Origin of the sequence: Isoptericola sp. NPDC060257 (assembly GCF_042726645.1) — a bacterium.
GTDB lineage: Bacteria > Actinomycetota > Actinomycetes > Actinomycetales > Cellulomonadaceae > Isoptericola > Isoptericola nanjingensis.
This window is the reverse complement of the sequence record NZ_JBHXAW010000068.1, coordinates 1-17,446: the sequence shown is the minus strand read 5'-3', so window position 1 is coordinate 17,446 and position 17,446 is coordinate 1. Positions and strand designations below refer to the sequence as shown.

General features: G+C 74.8%; 16 protein-coding genes. 8 read left to right on the top strand and 8 right to left on the bottom strand.

Features of this window, described 5'->3' with window-relative positions; translation table 11 throughout:
* The first annotated feature begins 132 nt into the window (after positions 1 to 132).
* Positions 133 to 1,275, top strand: coding sequence for an acyl-CoA dehydrogenase family protein (locus ACFWEK_RS08055; protein WP_430553707.1), 1,143 nt, complete (start codon positions 133 to 135; stop codon positions 1,273 to 1,275).
* A 68-nt stretch (positions 1,276 to 1,343) separates the two neighbouring features.
* On the opposite strand, the gene ACFWEK_RS08050 is transcribed toward ACFWEK_RS08055, so the two are convergent.
* Positions 1,344 to 2,303, bottom strand: coding sequence for an aldo/keto reductase (locus ACFWEK_RS08050; protein WP_430545701.1), 960 nt, complete (start codon positions 2,301 to 2,303; stop codon positions 1,344 to 1,346).
* Between the two features lie 57 nt (positions 2,304 to 2,360).
* Between ACFWEK_RS08050 and ACFWEK_RS08045 the strand changes: the two genes are divergently transcribed.
* From ACFWEK_RS08045 to ACFWEK_RS08035, 3 genes are all read left to right on the top strand, one after another.
* Entirely contained in the window at positions 2,361 to 3,740 is a 1,380-nt protein-coding gene (locus ACFWEK_RS08045; protein ID WP_430553706.1) for an MFS transporter, read from the top strand.
* Positions 3,737 to 5,299 (top strand): pyridoxal phosphate-dependent decarboxylase family protein, encoded by a 1,563-nt coding sequence (locus ACFWEK_RS08040; protein ID WP_430553705.1) that lies wholly within the window; start codon positions 3,737 to 3,739, stop codon positions 5,297 to 5,299. The genes ACFWEK_RS08045 and ACFWEK_RS08040 overlap by 4 nt, the downstream gene beginning before the upstream one ends.
* 111 nt (positions 5,300 to 5,410) lie before the next feature.
* On the top strand, positions 5,411 to 6,574 hold the full coding sequence (locus ACFWEK_RS08035; RefSeq protein WP_430553704.1) for a trans-sulfuration enzyme family protein: 1,164 nt from the start codon (positions 5,411 to 5,413) through the stop codon (positions 6,572 to 6,574).
* Positions 6,575 to 6,578: 4 nt separating this feature from the next.
* Here ACFWEK_RS08035 and ACFWEK_RS08030 read toward each other — a convergent pair whose 3' ends face one another.
* From ACFWEK_RS08030 to murA, 4 genes are read right to left on the bottom strand one after another with little or no spacing between them, the layout of a single operon-like run.
* Positions 6,579 to 7,307 (bottom strand): HAD-IA family hydrolase, encoded by a 729-nt coding sequence (locus tag ACFWEK_RS08030; RefSeq protein WP_430553703.1) that lies wholly within the window; start codon positions 7,305 to 7,307, stop codon positions 6,579 to 6,581.
* A gap of 25 nt (positions 7,308 to 7,332) precedes the next feature.
* The gene (locus tag ACFWEK_RS08025) at positions 7,333 to 8,382 is read right to left on the bottom strand and encodes an NAD(P)H-dependent glycerol-3-phosphate dehydrogenase (protein ID WP_430553702.1); all 1,050 of its coding nucleotides are present in this window, start codon (positions 8,380 to 8,382) and stop codon (positions 7,333 to 7,335) included.
* On the bottom strand, positions 8,379 to 9,137 hold the full coding sequence (locus ACFWEK_RS08020; protein ID WP_430545707.1) for a lysophospholipid acyltransferase family protein: 759 nt from the start codon (positions 9,135 to 9,137) through the stop codon (positions 8,379 to 8,381). The genes ACFWEK_RS08025 and ACFWEK_RS08020 overlap by 4 nt, the downstream gene beginning before the upstream one ends.
* A gap of 42 nt (positions 9,138 to 9,179) precedes the next feature.
* Positions 9,180 to 10,496, bottom strand: a complete 1,317-nt coding sequence (gene murA / locus ACFWEK_RS08015; RefSeq protein WP_429763982.1) for a UDP-N-acetylglucosamine 1-carboxyvinyltransferase — start codon at positions 10,494 to 10,496, stop codon at positions 9,180 to 9,182.
* Between the two features lie 237 nt (positions 10,497 to 10,733).
* Here murA and ACFWEK_RS08010 point away from each other — a divergent pair, with 237 nt between their 5' ends.
* Positions 10,734 to 12,095 carry an MFS transporter gene (locus ACFWEK_RS08010; RefSeq protein WP_430545708.1) on the top strand — a complete coding sequence of 454 codons (1,362 nt, stop codon included), beginning with the start codon at positions 10,734 to 10,736 and terminating at the stop codon, positions 12,093 to 12,095.
* An 85-nt stretch (positions 12,096 to 12,180) separates the two neighbouring features.
* On the opposite strand, the gene ACFWEK_RS08005 is transcribed toward ACFWEK_RS08010, so the two are convergent.
* A complete protein-coding gene (locus ACFWEK_RS08005) occupies positions 12,181 to 13,833 on the bottom strand; it encodes a DHA2 family efflux MFS transporter permease subunit (protein WP_430553701.1) in 1,653 nt (550 codons plus the stop codon).
* A 54-nt stretch (positions 13,834 to 13,887) separates the two neighbouring features.
* Entirely contained in the window at positions 13,888 to 14,382 is a 495-nt protein-coding gene (locus ACFWEK_RS08000) for a MarR family winged helix-turn-helix transcriptional regulator (protein ID WP_430553700.1), read from the bottom strand.
* 79 nt (positions 14,383 to 14,461) lie between these two features.
* Here ACFWEK_RS08000 and ACFWEK_RS07995 point away from each other — a divergent pair, with 79 nt between their 5' ends.
* The 3 genes from ACFWEK_RS07995 (at position 14,462) to ACFWEK_RS07985 (ending at position 17,092) form a co-directional block, all read left to right on the top strand.
* The gene (locus ACFWEK_RS07995; RefSeq protein WP_430545711.1) at positions 14,462 to 15,559 is read left to right on the top strand and encodes an LLM class flavin-dependent oxidoreductase; all 1,098 of its coding nucleotides are present in this window, start codon (positions 14,462 to 14,464) and stop codon (positions 15,557 to 15,559) included.
* Positions 15,556 to 16,191: an NADPH-dependent F420 reductase gene (locus ACFWEK_RS07990; RefSeq protein ID WP_430545712.1), complete on the top strand. Its 636-nt coding sequence runs from the start codon at positions 15,556 to 15,558 to the stop codon at positions 16,189 to 16,191. The genes ACFWEK_RS07995 and ACFWEK_RS07990 overlap by 4 nt, the downstream gene beginning before the upstream one ends.
* 229 nt (positions 16,192 to 16,420) lie before the next feature.
* Entirely contained in the window at positions 16,421 to 17,092 is a 672-nt protein-coding gene (locus ACFWEK_RS07985; protein WP_430553699.1) for a DUF4287 domain-containing protein, read from the top strand.
* 51 nt (positions 17,093 to 17,143) lie between these two features.
* Here the strand turns inward: ACFWEK_RS07985 and ACFWEK_RS07980 are convergent.
* The coding region (locus tag ACFWEK_RS07980) for an RbsD/FucU domain-containing protein (RefSeq protein WP_430553698.1) at positions 17,144 to 17,446 on the bottom strand (303 nt) is incomplete at its 5' end.

Below are 17,446 nucleotides of genomic sequence, written 5' to 3'. Positions count from 1 at the left end.
CGTGTACTACCCGGGCCTGACCGAGATGCCGATGCACGCCGCCGCCCGCTGCGCGGTCGCCGAGGTCGCGGGACCGCCTGCAGCCCAGTCCCGTACGCGTCCTTCCCCTCGCCGCTCTCCGCCCCGCGCCAGATCCTCACCGACGAGCTCCTCGAGACCCTCCGCGGCCGCGCGGCGACGTACGACCGCGAGAACGCGTTCTTCGCCGACGACCTCGCCGACCTGAAGGCCGCCGGGTACCTGCAGGCGATGGTGCCACAGCACCTGGGCGGCGCCGGGCTGACCCTGCGGGAGGCCGCGCGCGAGCAGGCGCGGCTCGCCGGCGCCGCCCCCGCCACCGCCCTCGCGGTGAACATGCACCACGTGTGGGTGGGCGTGGCCCGGTTCCTGCACGAGCGCGGCGACCACTCGCTGGACTGGCTGCTCGAGGAGACGGCGCACGGCGAGGTCTTCGGCTTCGGCTACTCCGAGGCGGGCAACGACCTGGTGCTGCTCGGCTCGCGCACCGAGGCCCGCCCGGACGGCGAGGGCGGGTACTCCTTCCACGGCACGAAGATCTTCACGTCCAACTCCCCCGGGTGGACCCGCCTCGGCGTCATGGGGCTGGACGCCGCGACCGACGCCGACGACCCGCGCATCGTGCACGCGTTCGTCACCCGCGACGGCGGCGGCTTCGAGATCAAGGACGACTGGGACACGCTCGGCATGCGCGCGTCGCAGTCCTGCACCACGGTGCTCGACGGCGCGCACGCGCCCGCCGACCGCGTGCTGCGCCGCATCACGCCCGGCCCCAGCCTCGACCCGTACGTGCTGGGCATCTTCACGTCGTTCGAGATCCTGCTGGCAAGCGTGTACCTGGGCATCGCCGACCGCGCGCTGGCCCTCGCCGTCGAGACGGTGGGCAAGCGGCGCTCGATGAAGACCGGCAAGGCCTACTCGCAGGACCCGGACATCCGCTGGCGCATCGGCACGGCCGCCCTCGCGCTCGACGGCCTGTGGCCGCAGCTCGACCTCGTGGCGGGGGAGGTCGACGCCCAGGTCGACAAGGGGGCCGGCTTCTTCCGCTCGACGGCGGGGCTCAAGGTCCGCGTGACGGAGACGGCCCGGCAGGTCGTGGACGAGGCGATCCGCTGCTCCGGCGGCTCCACGTACTTCAACCGCTCCGAGCTGGGGCGGCTCTACCGCGACGTCCTGGCCGGTATCTTCCACCCCAGCGACGACGAGTCCGCGCACTCCACCGTCGCGCAGGCGGTGCTCGGACCGCTCGAGGACTGACCCCCGCCCCCGGAGTCGTCAGGACCAGCGCGGGGCATACCGCGCGCTGGTCCTGACACCTGCGGGGCTCAGGCGGAGGCGCCGTCCAGCCGGGCGAGCTCGTCGGGGGTGAGCTCCAGCGTCATCGAGCGCAGCAGGGCGCCGAGCTGGCCCGCGTGCCGGGCACTGGCGAGGGGCGCGACGACGGTCGGCTGCGCGCGCAGCCAGGCCAGCGCGACGGACGCGACGGGCACGTCGTGGGCGGCCGCGACGTCGTCGAGCGCGGCCAGCACGCGCCGCCCGCGGTCGTCGAGGTAGCGCGCCGCGCCCTGCGCACGCGGGCTGTCGGGCGCCTCGCCGTCGCGGTAGGTCCCGGCGAGGAAGCCGGAGGCGAGCGCGTAGTACGGCAGCACCCCGAGCCCGTGCCGCTCGGCGGCTCCCCGCAGCGCGTCCTCGAACCCGCGCTCCACGAGGTTGTAGTGCGGCTGCAGTGCCACGGGACGGTGCAGCCCGCCGGCGTCGACGGCGGCGAACCACTCGTCGATCCGCTCCGGCGTGTAGTTGGAGACGCCGATCTCGCGCACGAGGCCGTCGTCGACGAGGGCGGAGAACGCCGCCGCCGTCTCCTCGATCGGGGCCTCGGCGTCGTCGAAGTGCGCGTAGTACAGGTCGATGCGGTCGGTGCCGAGGCGCTTCAGCGACGCCTCCGCGGCGGCTCGGACGTTCGACGCCGCCAGCCCGCGGAACTGCGGGTGCGCGGAGACCTTGGTCGCGACCAGCACGTCGTCGCGACGTCCCGTGCGCGCCAGCCAGCGCCCGATCGTCTCCTCGCTCTCGCCCCCGGAGTTGCCCGGCACCCACGCGGAGTAGCCGTCGGCGGTGTCGACCATGCGGCCGCCGGCGTCGGCGAACGCGTCGAGGACGGCGAAGGACGCCGTGTCGTCCGCCGTCCAGCCGAACACGTTGCCGCCGAGCACCAGCGGCGCCGCGTCGAGGTCGAGGGAGCCGAGCGCGGGGCCGGCCGGGGCAGAGTTCGTCGCCTGGGTCACAGCACGCACAAGCACGGCGGCGCCCGCGGCATTCCCGGACCGCTACGATCCCGCGTCATGACGCTGCGCAGGGGCACGGTCGCCCGGTACGCCGTCGGGTCCGTCGGCACCGGCGGGTTCGCGACGCTCCCCGGCCTGGTGCTCGTCTTCTACCTCACCGACACGCTCGGCGTCGCCGCGGCCCTCGCGGGCCTCCTGGTCACCGCCGCGAAGGTGTGGGACGTCGTCATCGACCCGCTCATCGGCGCCGCCAGCGACCGCGAGCGCGCCCGCACCGGGCGCCGTCGCCGCCTCATGGTCGTCGGCGGCCTCGCCCTGCCGGTGTTCTTCACCCTGACGTTCGCCGTCCCCGCCTCCCTCGCCCCGGCGGGCGCCGCCACCTGGGTGCTCCTCGCGTTCCTCGCGGCGGCGACGGCGTTCAGCCTGTTCCAGGTGCCGTACATCGCCCTGCCCGCCGAGCTGGCCGGCACCTACGACGCCCGGACCCGCCTCCTCACCGCGCGGGTGGTGGTGCTCACCGCCGCGATCCTGCTGTTCGGCGGCGGCGGGCCCGCGCTGCGCGGGCTCGGGGGCGACGACGAGCGGCTCGGGTACCTGCTCATGGCGACGGCCGCGTCGCTGGTGCTCGGGGCGGCGCTGCTCGTGGCGTCGACGGTCGAGCGCTCCGCGGGGCCGCCCGCCCCGCCCCGTCCGGTCCCTGCGCGGGCGCGGCTCGCCGCGCACTACCGCGAGGGTCTCGGGCTGCTGCGCTCGAGCCGGCCGTTCCGCACGCTGCTCGGCACCTTCGTGCTGCAGGCGCTCGCCACCGGCGCCATGCTCGCGGGCGCCCAGTACGTCGCGACCTGGGTGCTGCACGACACCGCCGCCGTGACGTTCCTGTTCGTCGCCCTGGTGGGGCCGGCGCTCGTCGTGACGCCGGCGTGGGGCGTGCTCGCCCGGCGCGTCGGGAAGGAGCGCGCGTTCCGGCTGGCGTCGGTGCTGTTCGCCGTGGCGGCGCTCGCGCTGCTGCCGCTCGCCTGGTCGCCCGGCGCCTGGGTGTACGGGCCCGTGGCCCTCGCCGGCGCGGCGTACGCGGGCATGCAGTCGCTGCCGATGGCGATGCTCCCCGACGTCATCGCGCACGACGCCCACACGACGCGCACCGACCGCGCCGGCGCGTTCGGCGGCGTCTGGACCGCGGGCGAGACCACCGGCATGGCGCTCGGCACCACCCTGCTGACCGTGGTGCTCGCCGTCACCGGCTACGTGGAGTCCACGGGCGGGCAGACCGTCGTCCAGCCCGCCGCCGCCGTGCTCGGCATCGTCGCGTCGTTCAGCCTCCTGCCCGCGCTGCTCGTGGCCGCCAGCCTCCTGCCCCTCGGCCGGTACCCCCTGCGCCGCCGCGACGTCGACGCGCCCGACGTCGCCCCCGCTCACCGACCCCAGGAGGCCCCGTGAACCGCCCCGCCCTGCCCGCCGACGCGCTCGACCTGGCCCAGGACCCCGCCGCCGTGCTCGCCGCGCTGGCCACCCTGCGCCACCGCGACGCCCCCACCCACGGCGGCCGGGTGCTCAGCTACGTGTACGACCCCGGCGTCCCCGAGCTCGACGCGCTCGCCGGCGACGCCGCGCGCGCCATGCAGCCCGTCAACGGGCTCGACCCGACGACGTTCGGCTCGGTGGCCGCCCTGGAGCGCGACGTCGTGGCCTTCGCCCGCGACCTGCTCGGCGGCGACGCCGACACCGTCGGCACGGTGACCAGCGGCGGCACGGAGAGCTGCCTGCTCGCGGTGCAGTCCGCGCGGGACAGGTGGCTCGCCGCCCGCGGGCTGCGGCCGGGCGAGGCGCGACCCCGGCTGGTCGCGCCCGTCACGGTGCACGCCGCGTTCCAGAAGGCCGCGCACCTGTACGGGCTGGAGCTCGACCTCGTGCCCGTCGCCGCCGACGGCCCGGCGGCGGGCGCCGTGGACGCCACGGCCCTCGGCGCGCGCCTGGCCGCCGGACCGGAGGGGGCCGCCGACGTCGCGCTCGTCGTGGTCTCCGCGCCGTCGTACCCGCACGCCGCCGCCGACCCGGTGACCGACGTCGCGGCCCTCGCCTCCGCGGCGGGCGTGCCCGTGCACGTGGACGCGTGCATCGGCGGCTTCGCGCTGCCGTTCTGGCCCGGCCTGCCCGCGTGGGACCTGCGCGTGCCCGGTGTCACGAGCGTGAGCGCCGACCTGCACAAGTACGCCTTCGCCCCCAAGGGCGCGTCCGTGCTGCTGCACCGGGACCGCGACCGCCAGCGGGCGCAGTACTTCGCCACCACCCGCTGGCCCGGCTACCCCGTGGTGAACCCGACGCTGCTCGGCTCCCGCTCCGGCGGCCCGCTCGCCGCCGCGTGGGCGATCCTGCAGGCCCTCGGCAGGGACGGGCTCGCGACGCTCGCCGGCCGCGCCCGGCGTGCCACCCTCGCCCTGCGCGACGCCGTCGACGGACCGGCCGGGATCGACGGGCTGCGCGTCGTCGGCTCCCCCGTCGGGCCGCTGCTCGCCGTCGCCGCCGACGACGCCGTGCCGGCGGAGCGCCGCGTGGACCCGCACGTGTGGGCCGACGCCGTCGCCACCCGGGGCTGGACGCTCCAGGCCCAGCCCGGGCTGGAGCAGGCCGACGGCACCCGCCTGCCGCACACCACGCACCTCACCGTCACCCCCGTCACCGAGGGGGTGCTCGGCGAGCTCGTGCCCGTGCTGCGCGCGGCGGCCGACGACGTCCGCGGCCTGCCACGGCCCGACGCCGGCGCGCTGCTCGGCTCCCTCCCGCCCCTCGACCCCGCCGCGCCCCTCGACTCCGCGACGGCGGCGGCCCTGCTGGACGCGGTCGGCCTGGGCGCGGTCGGCGGCGACCCGGACGCCGCGCCCGGCGTCGGGCCCATGGCGCCGCTGCTGGCGCTCGTGGAGGCGCTTCCCGCGCCGCTCGTCGAGCGTCTGCTGGTCGAGCTGCTGGCCCGCCTCGTCGAGCCGCGCGCCGCCGTCTGACCCGAGTGGTCAGGCCCTGTCAGGGCGAGCGCCGGGTATACCGCGCGCTCGTCCTGACAGGTCGGTGGGACGCCGCGCCGCCGGCCGGGTGCGCCGTCGTACCCTGCGGCCATGACGCACGACCCGCACGGACCGCATGTGCCGCTCTCCCCCGCCACCCTCGCCGTGACGGCGGGCCGACCGCCCCGCGTCCAGGGCGGTCCCGTGAACCCGCCGGTCGTGCTCAGCTCGACCTACGTCAACCAGGGCGTGACCGGCCCCGGCGAGCTCCTGTACACGCGGATGGACACCGAGACGTGGCACCCGTTCGAGGAGGCGCTGGCGGCGCTGGAGGGCGCCCGGCACGGCGTGGTCTTCGGCTCGGGCATGGCGGCCGTGATCGCGGCGGTCGGCGACGTGCCCGACGGAGGCGCGGTCGTGGTGCCGCGGCACGCGTACCAGGTGTCGCTGGGCTACCTCGACGACCTCGCCGCCCGGCACGGGGTCGACGTGCGCCGGGTCGACATCGCCGACACCGCGCAGGTGGTCGCGGCGCTCGACGGCGCCGACGTGCTGCTCGCCGAGTCGCCCACCAACCCCATGCTCGAGGTCGCGGACCTGCCCGCGATCCTCACGGCGGCGCGCGAGCGCGGCGTGCGCAGCGTCGTCGACAACACGTTCGCGACGCCGCTCGGCCAGCGCCCGCTCGACCTCGGTGCCGACGTCGTCGTGCACTCGGTGACCAAGTACCTGGCCGGGCACTCCGACGTCGTGCTGGGCGCCGCCGTCACGCGCGACGACGAGACCGCCGCCGGGCTGCGGGCGTACCGCACGCTGCACGGCGCCATCCCCGGACCGATGGAGGTGTGGCTGGCGCTGCGCGGCCTGCGCACGCTGCACCTGCGGGTGGAGCGGGCGAACGCCTCGGCGGCCGAGCTCGCCCGCCGCCTCGCCGAGCACCCCGGTGTCGCCGAGGTGCGGCACCCGTCGCTGCCTGGCGACCCGGGGCACGAGCGCGCCGCCGGCCTCATGAACGGCTTCGGCGCGATCCTCGGCCTCCGCCCGCACGGCGGTCCCGCCGCCGCCGACGCCGTCGTCGCCGCCGTGCGACTCTGGGTGCCCGCCACGTCCCTCGGCGGCGTCGAGTCCACGCTCGAGCGTCGCCGGCGGTTCGCCACCGAGTCGCTCACCGTGCCCGAGGACCTGCTCCGCCTGTCCGTGGGCATCGAGGACGTCGAGGACCTCTGGGCGGACCTCGACCAGGCGCTGCGCGCGGGGGCGGGCCCCGCCGCCTGACGCGTCAGTCCACCGTCCGCAGCTCCCCGGCGAGCAGGCGACCGTGCAGGTCCGCCAGGTCGGCGGCGTGCAGGTCGAACGCGTCGTCGTCCCGCGGGGCGTCGCCCCGCGGCCGCGGCACGTAGGCGGTGCGCATCCCCGCGGCGGCCGCCGCGCGCAGGTCCCAGGCGTGCGCGGCGACCATGACGGGCGGGCCGGCGCTCATCTCGCCCGTCGCACCGTCCGTCGCACCGCCCGTCGCCGCCGCGACCGCCGCGGCGTAGAGCGCCGGATCCGGCTTGTAGGTACCGACGTCCTCCGCCGACAGCACGTCGTGCCACGTCAGGCCGGCGTCCCCGCGCAGCGCGGCGAGCGTGCGACGGTCGGCGTTGGACAGGCCGAGCACGGTGAAGTCGCGCGCCAGCGCCGCCACGCCGGTCACGGAGTCCGGCCAGGGGCGCAGCCGCTCGGCGGCGGTCGCGAGGCGGTCGACGGCGGACGCCGGCAGCGCGCCCTCGGCCGCCAGCCCTGCGAGCACCTCGCGGTCCAGGACGCCGCTCGGGGCGAAGCCACGACGCCCCGCGACCACGTCCCGCTCCCGGTCGGCGACCCGGCCGAGCCACGTCGCCACGACGTCGCGCGCGGTCCCCGCGTCGAGCCCCGCGCCCTGCACTGCGGCCTCGAGGCTCCCCGCCTGGTCGACCAGCGTGCCGAGGACGTCGAACACCAGGACGGGCCGGGGCGCGGGAGTCATGGCGCCACCGTACGGCGAGCGACGATCAGCCGTCGACGCCCTCGGACTTCTGCGGGCGGGCGAGCAGGCCGCGGGCCATCTCCTCCACCGGGAGGCCCTCGTACAGCACCGCGACGACCCCGGCGGTGATCGGCATGTCGACGCCGTGCTTGGCGGCGAGGTCGAGCACGGAGCGGCAGGACTTGGCGCCCTCCGCCGTCGTGCCGGTGGCCACCACCGCCTCCTCCAGCGACATCCCCTCGCCGATGTGGCGGCCGAGGGTGTTGTTCCGCGACAGCGGCGACGTGCAGGTCGCCACGAGGTCGCCCATCCCCGCGAGCCCGGAGAAGGTCGCGGCGTCGGCCCCGAGCTCGAGGCCGAGGCGCGTGATCTCGACCAGGCCGCGCGTGATGACGGTCGCGGCGGTGTTCGACCCGAAGCCGCGGCCCTGCGCCATGCCGACGGCCAGCGCGATGACGTTCTTCACCGCCCCGCACAGCTCCACGCCGACCACGTCGTCGTTGGTGTAGGGACGGAAGTAGGAGTTCGAGCAGGCGTCGGCGACGAACCTCGCCGTCGACTCGTCCTGGCAGGCCACCACGGTCGCCGTGGGCTGGCGGCGGGCGATCTCGGCGGCGAGGTTCGGGCCGGAGACGACGGCCACGCGCGACAGCGGCACGTCGAGCGCCTCGACGATGACCTGGCTCATGCGCTCGTCGGTGCCGAGCTCGACCCCCTTCATCAGGGAGACGATGACGGCGTCGGGCTCGACGAGGTCGCGCAGGCCGGCGAGCGTCGCGCGCGACACCTGCGACGGCACGGCGACGACGACGATCTGCGCGCCGGCCAGCGCCGCCGCGGCGTCGGTGGTGCCCGTCATCGCGGGCAGCTCGATGCCTGGCAGGTACTTGCTGTTGGTGCGTCGGGTCGTGACCTCGGCCGCGACGGCGGCGTCCCGGCCCCACAGGCGGACGTCGCAGCCCGCGTCGGCGAGGACCATCGCGAAGGTCGTCCCCCAGGACCCGGAGCCCAGGACGGCGACACGGGTGCGCGCCGACGGGTTCCCGGACGGGGGTGCGGTGGTCGGGTTCGTCATGGGCGCTCCACGGGCGGGTAGACGGTCTGCTTGCGTTCGTACTCGGGGTGCTTGCGCAGGTCGAAGCGGGCGGACGGGGCCGCCTCGCCGCGGATCTCCGCGAGCTGCACGGTGATCGCGGCCATGACGCGGTTGGTGGCCTCGCGCAGGGTCTGCGTGTCGACCGGCCGGTCGTACAGGTCCGACAGGTCGACGGGCGGGCCGGCGACGATCGTCACGGGCTTGCGCGGGAAGGGCCGCAGCAGGCGCCCGTACCGCGGCAGGATCTTGTGGGCGCCCCACTGGGCGACGGGCACGACCGGCAGCCGGCTGACGAGCGCCAGCCGCGCCAGGCCGGTCTTGCCCTCCATCGGCCACAGGTCGGGGTCCCGCGTGAGCGTGCCTTCAGGCAGGATCGCCACGCAGGCCCCGCTGCCGAGCTGGTTGCCCGCGTCCTCGAGCGACCGGGCGGCCGCGGACGTGCCGCGGTCCACCGGGATCATCCTCGTCGCGCGCAGCACCGACCCGACCACCGGCGCGGTGAACAGACCGCGCTTCGCCAGGATCCGCGGCTCGAACCCCTTGTCGAAGAGGTAGTGCGCCAGGGTCAGGGCGTCGTACTCGGTGACGTGATTGGCGGCGGCGATGAACCCGCCCTCACGGGGCAGGTTCTCCTCGCCGCCGTCCCAGTCGTAGCGGACCATCGAGAACAGCAGCGGCCGCACGATGCGCGCGACGAGGCGGTAACCACGGGAGTCAGGTCGGGCGATCGGCACGGGGCCAGAGCCTACCTCCCGCGCCCCGGCGGTCGAGGCGCCTCAGCCGCGGGAGACGTCGGCGCCGAGCGCGACGAGCTTGTCCTGGAACGACTCGTACCCGCGGTCGATCAGGCTGATGCCCCGCACCGTGGAGGTCCCCTTCGCGGCCAGCGCCGCGATCAGGTGGGAGAACCCGCCCCGCAGGTCCGGCACCTCGATGTCCGCCGCGGACAGCGGCGTCGGGCCCGAGATGACGGCCGAGTGGTGGAAGTTGCGCTGCCCGAACCGGCAGTCGCGCCCGCCGAGGCACTCCTTGTACACCTGGATCGTCGCGCCCATCTTCCGCAGCGCGTCGGCGAACCCGAACCGGTTCTCGTACACCGTCTCGTGCACGATCGACAGGCCCTTGGCCTGCGTGAGGGCCACGACGAGCGGCTGCTGCCAGTCCGTCATGAAGCCGGGGTGCACGTCCGTCTCCAGCACGATCGAGTCCAGGTCCCCGCCGGGGTGCCAGAACCGGATCCCGTCCTCCTGCACGTCGAACCGGCCGCCCACCTTCCGGAACGTGTTGAGGAAGGTCATCATCTCGGGCTGCGTCGCACCCTTGACGGTCACGTCGCCGCCGGTGGCCAGCGCGGCCGACGCCCACGACGCCGTCTCGATCCGGTCGCCGAGCGCCGTGTGCGAGTACCCCTCGAGCCGGTCCACGCCCTCGATCCGGATCACCCGGTCGGTGTCCACCGAGATGATCGCGCCCATCTTCTGCAGCACCGCGATCAGGTCCATGATCTCCGGCTCGGTCGCCGCGCCGGTCAGCTCCGTGATGCCCTCGGCCCGCACCGCGGTGAGCAGCAGCTGCTCCGTGGCGCCCACCGACGGGTACGGCAGCGAGATCTTGGTGCCCTGCAGCCGGCGCGGCGCGCGCAGCTGGATGCCGTTGGGCATCTTGTCCACCACCGCGCCGAACTGGCGCAGGATGTCCAGGTGGTAGTTGATCGGCCGGTCGCCGATCCGGCAGCCGCCCAGGTCGGGGATGAACGCCTCACCGAGCCGGTGCAGCAGCGGCCCGCAGAACAGGATCGGGATCCGGCTCGAGCCCGCGTGGGCGTCGATGTCCGCCACGTGCGCCGACTCCACGTTGGACGGGTCGAGGTCCAGGATCCCGGCGTCCGGGTCCGACTTCACCGTGACCCCGTGCAGCTCCAGCAAGCCCGTGACCACGCCCACGTCCCGGATCTGCGGCACGTTGCGCAGGACGCTCGCCGACTCGCCCAGCAGCGACGCCACCATCGCCTTGGAGACGAAGTTCTTCGCCCCCCGGACCGTGATCGTGCCCTCGAGAGGAGTCCCGCCGTTGACGTGCAGCAGATCGTTCATGTCGTCGTGTTCGTCCCGTCGTTACGGATGCAGTGGTCCTGGGATGCCGTCGATGCCGTCGTCCCAGCGCGCCGTCGATCCTGCCTCGCCCGGCACGGTGGTGCCAACACGCGCCCCGGCGGGCTTATTCACGTTCACCACACCTTCACGCGGCGGGCACCGGCACGCAGCGGGGCGTGATTCATATCCTGAGACGATTGTTCATGATGCGGGACGCCGGGCCTACGGTCGACGACCATGACCACCTCCGTCACGTCGGGCGCCCCCAGCACGCCGACGCCGGCCGTCAACTCGCGCGGCCGCGTCATCGTCGCGTCGCTCATCGGCACCTCCATCGAGTTCTACGACTTCTACGCGTACGCGACCGCGGCCTCGCTCGTGTTCCCGGCGCTGTTCTTCCCGAACCAGGACGGCACGACGGCGCTGCTCGCGTCGTTCGCCGCGTTCGGCGTCGCGTTCGTCGCCCGACCGCTCGGGTCGGTGCTCTTCGGGCACTTCGGCGACCGGGTGGGGCGCAAGACGACGCTCGTCGCGTCGCTCCTCACCATGGGGATCGCCACCGTCGTCATCGGCGTGATCCCCGCGGCCACCACGCCGGGCTGGGCCGTGCTCGCGCCGCTCGTCCTGGTGCTGTGCCGGTTCTGCCAGGGCCTGGGCCTCGGCGGCGAGTGGGGCGGCGCCGCCCTGCTGGCCACCGAGAACGCGCCGGCCGGCAAGCGCGCGATCTGGGGCACGTTCCCGCAGCTCGGCGCGCCGATCGGCTTCATCCTGGCCAACCTCGTCTTCATCGGGTTGTCCCAGACCCTCACCGACGCGCAGTTCACGTCGTGGGGCTGGCGCGTGCCGTTCCTCGCCAGCTCGGTGCTCGTCATCGTGGGCCTGTGGGTGCGGCTCAAGCTCATCGAGACGCCCGCGTTCACCAAGGTCGTCGAGGCGGAGGCCGTGGCGAAGGTGCCGGTGGCCGAGGTCTTCCGCACCTCGTGGCGCAAGATCGTCTCGGGCACGTTCATCATGCTGGCCACGTACGGGCTCTTCTACCTGATGACCACGTTCACGCTGAACTACGGCGTCGCGGCCACCTCCCCCACCGACGGCTCCCCTGCGGGCCTGGGCTACGAGAAGATCGACTTCCTCTGGATGCTCATCGTGGGCTGCGTGTTCTTCGGCCTCTTCACGCTCGCGTCCGGGCCCCTAGCCGAGAAGTACGGCCGCCGCCCGATGTTGCTGGTCGTCACCGGGGGCATCGCCGCCTTCGGCCTGCTGTTCGTGCCCCTCTTCGCGGGCGGCACGATCGGCGTGCAGTCCCTGCTCGTCATCGGCTTCACCCTCATGGGCCTGACGTTCGGCCCGATGGCGGCCCTGCTGCCCGAGCTGTTCCCCGCGAACGTGCGCTACACGGGCGCCTCGGTGGCCTACAACCTCGCGTCGATCCTGGGTGCCGCCGTCGCCCCGTTCGTCGCGGTGTGGCTGTGGGAGGCCGCCGAGTCCCCGGTGCTGGTGGGCGTGTACCTCACGGCGATGGCCGCGATCACGTTCGTCGCGCTATGGCTGCAGAAGGAGACCAGGGACGTCGACTTCAGCGGAGACATCCGCGCCTGACCCCCCGAGCGTCGTGGGCGCTCGTCTTGCTCTGTTCCGGGAAGGAATGGCGCCGGACGAGCGCCCACAGCGTTTCCCGGTGGTGTCAGGCCGCCGTCGGCGCGGCCTCGTGCTCGCGGTGCTGCACCGGGGACATCGCCGCCGCGCAGAGCACCCCGACGACGAGCACCACGCCCACCAGCAGCAGCGTCTGCGCCGCCGCGTCGGCGAAGCCCGCGAAGAACGCCTGCTGGGCGGCCGCCCCGACCTGCTCGGCGACCGATGCGGGCACCGAGTCGGGCAGCTGCACCGACCCGACCGCTGTCGTGCCGAGGCTGCCGCTCGCCTGCGAGATGCCGTCGACGAACGCCTGGCGGTACTGCTCGGGCAGCTGTGCGGCGACGTCCTGCGCGGCCGCAGGGACGGTGACGCCGAGGCGCGCCGAGAGCGTCGCGACCACGACCGCGGACCCGATGACACCGCCCACCTGCCGGTTGGTGTTGAACGCACCGGCGCCCGCGCCGGCCGTGCGCGCGTCGAGCCCCGACGTCGCCAGGTTGGACAGCGGCGAGAACGTGAGCCCCGTGCCGACGCCGAACAGCGCCATCGGCCACAGCAGCGCGAACGGCGACAGGTCCGCGTCGAGCACCGCGGCCAGCCACAGCACCGCGCCGGCGATGGCGGCGAACCCGGCCGCCACCACCCACTTGGCGGGGACCCGGTCCGACAACCGGCCCGCGAACGGCGCGACGACGCCGGACACGAGCGAGCCGGGCATCATCACGAGCGCCGCGTTGATGGGCGTCAGGCCGAGGATCGACTGCAGGAAGATCGTCAGCGGGAAGAAGATGCCGATCATCGCGAAGGTCACGACCATGCCGTCGACGTTCGCGAGCGAGAAGTTGCGCGAGCGGAACAGCCGCAGCGGCAGCAGCGCGCGCGGACCCTGGCGGTGCTGCCACCACACGAAGACCGCGAGCACGAGGACGCCGAGGCCCACGAGCGACCACACGGAGAACGGCCCCCAGATGTGGCCCCAGTCGAAGTTCTCGCCCTCCTGGAGGCCGAAGACGACGGCCGCGAGGCCCAGGACGGACAGCACCACGCCCAGCGGGTCGATCGTGGTGCCGTGCGAGGGCAGGTGCGGCAGCCGCGCGACCGAGAACCACAGCGCCGCCACGCCCACCGGGATGTTGACGTAGAAGATCCACTCCCAGCCGATCGTCTCCACGAAGACGCCGCCGAGCAGCGGGCCGACGAGCGTCGCCACGCCCGCCGTCGCGCCCCACAGCCCCATCGCCGCTCCGCGCTGGGTGGGCGGGAAGACGCGCGTGATCATCGACATCGTCTGCGGCGTCATCATCGCCGCGCCGACGCCCTGGACCACCCGGAAGCCGATGAGCCACCCGATCTCGGGCGCCGAGCCGATGTTGCCGGAGAAGCCGCACAGGAACGAGAACGTCGTGAACACGATCAGGCCGGCGATGAACACCGACTTCTGCCCGTAGCGGTCGCCGAGCCGGCCGGCGAGGAGCATCAGCACCGCGTACGAGAGCAGGTAGGCGCTGTTGACCCAGCCGACCTCGATGAGGGAGGCGGAGAACTGCTCGGTCAGGGTGGGGATGGCGATGTTCACGATGGTCGTGTCGACCATGATCATGAAGAAGCCGAGGATGAGCGGCGGGAGCACGCTCCACGCGGACCTGCCGTGCAGGTCGACGAGCGGGGTCACCGGGCCGCGCCCGGGAGAGGTGGACATGCGACGAGCGTGGCACGGCCCACCGACGCGCGCGCGGCCTGCCCGCCGAGCGGTTCAGCCCTCGGTCGGGGCCTGCTCCGGGGACGGCACGGGGCGGTCGAGCGCGGCCCGCAGCGCGGCGGCGATCTCGCCGGCGGCCGCCAGCTGGTCGTCGGTCAGCGCGTCGACGAAGAGCTGCCGCACGACGCGCAGGTGCGCGACGGACGCGCGGCGGAACGTCGCCGCGCCGTCGTCGGTGAGCGCGACGCCGGCCGCGCGGCTCCCCTGCCGGGCGACCAGGCCGCGCCGTTCCATGCGGCCCACCTGGTGCGACAGCCGGCTGCGCTCCCAGCCGACGGCGTCCGCGAGCGCCGACGAGCGCAGGCAGTGCCCCGCGGCGTCGTGCAGGGCGAGCAGTACGGCGTAGTCGGACGACGAGAGCCCCGACTCGACCTGGAGCCGCGCGGACAGGCGCGAGCGTAGCGCGTCCGTGGTCTCGACGAACTCGCGCCAGGTGCGCAGCCGGTCGCTGGTCGGCGAGCGCCGACCGCCGTCCCGGCCCTGGGTCATGCCGCCCTCCAGCCCCTCGGGAATTGACACGTCAATTCCGACGTTACCCCCGCCGACCGACACCGTCACGGGAGGCATCATGACCACGCTCCAGCTCGGGCTCGACTCGTTCGGCGACCGCCCGGTGGGCGCCGACGGCGAGCTCGTCTCGCACGCCGCCGCGATCCGCCAGGTCGTCGAGGAGGCCGTGCTGGCCGACCGGGTGGGCGTCGACGTCGTCGCCCTGGGCGAGCACCACCGCCCCGAGTACGCGATCTCGACGCCGGAGACCGTGCTCGCCGCGATCGCGTCGCGCACGGAGCGGATCCGCCTCGCCTCGGGCGTCACGGTGCTGTCGTCCGACGACCCGGTGCGCGTCTTCCAGCGCTTCGCCACCCTCGACGCGCTCTCGGACGGCCGCGCGGAGGTCATCCTCGGGCGCGGCTCGTTCACCGAGTCGTTCCCGCTGTTCGGCTACGACCTGGCCGACTACGACCTCCTCTTCGACGAGAAGATCCACCTCTTCACCGAGCTCCTCAAGGAGCAGCCGGTCACCTGGAACGGCACCACCCGGCCGGCGCTGCGCGACGCCGACGTCTTCCCCAAGACGGAGTCCGGCCACCTGTCGACGTGGGTGGGCGTGGGCGGCTCCCCGCAGTCCGTGGTCCGGGCCGCGCACTACGGCCTGCCCCTCATGCTCGCGATCATCGGCGGGGAGCCCGGCCGGTTCGCGCCGTACGTCGACCTGTACCGGCGCGCGACCGCCCAGCTCGGCACGACGACGCACCCGGTCGGCATGCACTCCCCCGGGTTCGTGGCCGACACCGACGAGGAGGCCGTGGAGATCTTCTGGCCGCACTACCGCCTCCAGCGCGACCGCATCGGCGCCTCCCGCGGGTGGCCGCCGATCCGGCGCGAGGAGTACGACGCCGAGGTCGCGCACGGATCCCTGTACATCGGCTCGCCGGAGACCGTGGCCCGCAAGATCGCGTCCGCGGTGACCGAGCTCGGCGTCGGCCGGTTCGACATGATCTACACCACCGGCGCGCAGCCCGCCGAGGCCCGCCTGCGCAACGTGGAGCTGTACGGCACGCAGGTGGTCCCGCGGGTCCGCGAGCTCGTCGCCGAGCACGCCGCGGCGGCCGCGGCGTCGACGGCGTCCCCGGTGGAGCCCGTCAGGGCGGGCGGTGCCGCGTGACCGCCACGATCGGCGTCCTCGGCGCGGGCAAGGTCGGCACGGTCCTGGCGCGGCTCGCCGTGGAGGCCGGGTACCGCGTGCTCGTCGCGGGCTCCGGCGACCCGGCGAGGATCGCGCTGACCGTCGAGGTGCTCGCGCCCGGCGCGCAGGCCGTCACGGCGGAGGAGGCCGCGGCGAAGGCCGACGTCGTCGTGCTCGCCCTGCCGCTGGGCCGGTACCGCACCGTGCCCGCGGACGCGCTGGCGGACAAGCTCGTCGTCGACGCCATGAACTACTGGTGGGAGGTGGACGGGCACCGGGCCGACCTCAGCGACCCGGCCGCCTCGACGAGCGAGCTCGTGCAGGAGTTCCTGGCCGCGTCGCGGGTCGTCAAGGCGTTCAACCACATGGGCTACCACGACCTGGACGCCGGGGCTCGTCCCGCGGGAGCGCCGGGCCGCCGGGCGATCGCCGTCGCGGGCGACGACGCCGACGACGTGGCGCAGGTCGCCGGCCTCGTCGACCGGCTCGGCTTCGACCCGGTCGTCGCGGGCCCGCTCTCCGCCGGCGCGCGCCTGCAGCCCGGCACCCCCGCGTTCGGCGCGAACCTCCCCCGCGACGAGCTGCGCGCGCTGGTCACCCCCGCCGCCTGACGTCGCGGGCGCCGTCCCGGGCGCCCGGCGGCGCCGCGCCCTATGCTGGTCGGCAGGGCGGCGCGTCCCGCCCGATCCCCGGACCGGCGCTCGCGCCGTCGGGACCGCGCGAGCGGTGGGGACAGAGGGGACCTCGAGTGCTCGACGCGGTCAGGACACCGTGTTCACCGGTGCCCGCCGGCGGGCGCGAGCCGCGGGTGGCGCACCGAGCGAGCACGCAGGAGTCCTCATGACCACGCAGGAGTCGTTCAAGAAGCGCGTCCGCGCGCGCATGGCCGCCACGGGCGAGAAGTACAGCGCCGCGCGCCGCACCCTCCTCGACCGGGCGGCACCTCCCCCGGCCGGCGCCCGCGCCTGGGTGTCGGAGCCCGACCTCTCCGACGACACGATCCGCGAGGGCACCGGCCGCGGGTGGGACGAGTGGGTCGCGCTCGTCGACGCCGGCCCCGGCCGCGACGCCGGGCACACCGCCATCGCCGCCTGGGTCGCAGGCGAGCACGGCGTCTCCGGCTGGTGGGCACAGTCCGTCACCGTGGGCTACGAGCGCATCACCGGGATGCGCGTGCCCGGCCAGCGGCCCGACGGCACGTTCTCGGTCAGCCGGTCGCGGCTGCTCGCCGTCGACCGCGACGCGCTGCGCGCCCTGCTCGACGACGACGCCGACCGCGCCGGCCTCGTACCCGGCCTCACGCTCGCACCGCGGTCGCGCCCTGGCGTGAAGAGCCCGCGGTTCGGGGTGTCCGACGACGACGGCGAGCACGGCGTCGCGATGTTCTCGCTGGACCCGGCCGGGTCGCGGCTGCGCCTGACCGTGACCCACGAGCGGCTCGGCTCCGCGGCCGAGGCTGAGCTGTGGAAGGCGTTCTGGGCCGACTGGCTGGCGGCGCTCGACGACGCCTGACGGTCGCCCCGGCCGGTCCTCGACCGGCCCACGCCGGTCGCCGGGGGCGTGCTACCCGAGCTCGGGTCGCACGCCCTCGGCGATCAGCCGCCGCCGCTCGACGTACTCCGGCAGGATCGTCACGTCGTCGTCGGCGAACCACTCGAACGGCGCGGTGGACGCGACGAGCGCGAAGTTCGCCCAGGGCTCGAACGAGCCGGAGCGCACCACGACCTTGGCGCGCGGCGCCCAGTGCTCGATGAGGTGCTCGTGGGTCGTGCCGCGGAACGTCGCGCCCGAGCCGGTGAAGAGGTCCTGCACGTCGCCGTAGAGGCGCGGGTGGTGCGTCCGCACCTCGCCGGCCATGTGCACCTC

Coding starts and splice junctions, on each gene's coding strand:
- ACFWEK_RS08025 (WP_430553702.1), bottom strand. CDS start 8,382: ATGACGAACCCGACCACCGCACCCCCGTCCGGGAACCCGTCGGCGCGC.
- ACFWEK_RS08000 (WP_430553700.1), bottom strand. CDS start 14,382: ATGACCCAGGGCCGGGACGGCGGTCGGCGCTCGCCGACCAGCGACCGG.
- ACFWEK_RS08030 (WP_430553703.1), bottom strand. CDS start 7,307: ATGACTCCCGCGCCCCGGCCCGTCCTGGTGTTCGACGTCCTCGGCACG.
- ACFWEK_RS07985 (WP_430553699.1), top strand. CDS start 16,421: ATGACCACGCAGGAGTCGTTCAAGAAGCGCGTCCGCGCGCGCATGGCC.
- ACFWEK_RS07995 (WP_430545711.1), top strand. CDS start 14,462: ATGACCACGCTCCAGCTCGGGCTCGACTCGTTCGGCGACCGCCCGGTG.
- ACFWEK_RS08045 (WP_430553706.1), top strand. CDS start 2,361: ATGACGCTGCGCAGGGGCACGGTCGCCCGGTACGCCGTCGGGTCCGTC.
- murA (WP_429763982.1), bottom strand. CDS start 10,496: ATGAACGATCTGCTGCACGTCAACGGCGGGACTCCTCTCGAGGGCACG.
- ACFWEK_RS08005 (WP_430553701.1), bottom strand. CDS start 13,833: ATGTCCACCTCTCCCGGGCGCGGCCCGGTGACCCCGCTCGTCGACCTG.
- ACFWEK_RS08035 (WP_430553704.1), top strand. CDS start 5,411: ATGACGCACGACCCGCACGGACCGCATGTGCCGCTCTCCCCCGCCACC.
- ACFWEK_RS08010 (WP_430545708.1), top strand. CDS start 10,734: ATGACCACCTCCGTCACGTCGGGCGCCCCCAGCACGCCGACGCCGGCC.